Origin of the sequence: Isoptericola hypogeus (assembly GCF_039531145.1) — a bacterium.
Lineage (GTDB): Bacteria > Actinomycetota > Actinomycetes > Actinomycetales > Cellulomonadaceae > Isoptericola > Isoptericola hypogeus.
The window spans coordinates 1-503 of the sequence record NZ_BAAAPM010000013.1; the positions used below are offsets into that span (position 1 = coordinate 1).

2 protein-coding genes are annotated in these 503 nt (G+C 73.4%); both read left to right on the forward strand.

Going from position 1 to position 503, the window contains the following annotated elements:
• On the forward strand, nt 1-350 hold a 350-nt coding region (locus tag ABD254_RS21200), incomplete at its 5' end, for a hypothetical protein (RefSeq protein ID WP_344250958.1).
• The coding region (locus ABD254_RS21205) for a hypothetical protein (protein WP_344250960.1) at nt 310-503 on the forward strand (194 nt) is incomplete at its 3' end. The genes ABD254_RS21200 and ABD254_RS21205, both read left to right, overlap by 41 nt.

Consider the following 503-nt stretch of genomic DNA (forward strand, 5'->3'; position numbering starts at 1 on the left):
AGCGCAAGAACGTCGAGGTTGGCGTCGAGCTCGCGTGGGCGTTCGGGATCGCGGAGCGGCTGCGCACGGGTGAGTGGCCGGACGGGGACCGGATGTACGTCGAGTGGCACAACCCGGCGACGCCGACGTTCTCCGAGAAGGCGGACGCGCTGCAGAAGCTCGCCGGCGGCGTCCCGATCCTGTCCCGCGAGGGTGCGTGGGACGAGATGGGCTGGTCCGAGGGGCGCAAGGACCGGGAGCGGGGCTACTTCGAGGCCGAGTCCGCCGCGTCGGCGTACCTGGGCCTGATCACGGAGAAGGACCAGCTCGATGCCGGCGTCGGCGCAGAGCCTGCCGTCGACGGCGCGTGACTACGGCCGGGCGCAGCGGAGGGAGATCGCTGCGGCGCTGGCCGCGATCGCTGCGGCCTGGCGGCGCATCGGCGCGGACTTCGACGCCGGGTGGGCGCTGGTCTCCCCGGAGATCCTCGCCGTCACGTCGACCGCGCAACGCCGCCTGGCCAC